The organism is Streptomyces sp. SID14436, from assembly GCF_010548465.1.
Lineage (GTDB): Bacteria > Actinomycetota > Actinomycetes > Streptomycetales > Streptomycetaceae > Streptomyces.
Window position 1 is genome coordinate 1 of record NZ_JAAGMD010000785.1, and the last position, 317, is coordinate 317.

Here is a 317-nt window from a genome sequence, read left to right on the forward strand (position 1 = left end):
CCGGCTCACCCCGCCGCGAACCGGTCCAGCGCAGCGCCCGCCAGCGCGGCGACCGCCGGGCGCAGGGCACTGCCGATGTGGGGGGCGAAGGCGGGGGAGTGGTTGGGGGCCAGGGGCTGGGTGCCGGGGCCTCCGGTCGCCGCCCGGCGCCACTCCTCGGCGCCCACCACGCCCAGCATCCAGTACACGAGCGGCACCCCCCGCTGCCCGTGCACCTCGGCCCCCGCGTCGCCGAACAGCGGGAAGTCCTCCGCGGCCATCGAACCCGGCCAGGTCAGCACCCGCCGCGCCCCCAGCAGGGCGGTGTGCGCGGCCCG

The 317-nt window shown here is 79.8% G+C and carries 1 pseudogene; it reads right to left on the reverse strand.

Going from position 1 to position 317, the window contains the following annotated elements:
* Positions 1-5: 5 nt before the first annotated feature.
* Positions 6-317 (reverse strand): annotated as a pseudogene (locus tag G3I53_RS28195) (amidohydrolase); the annotation flags it as partial.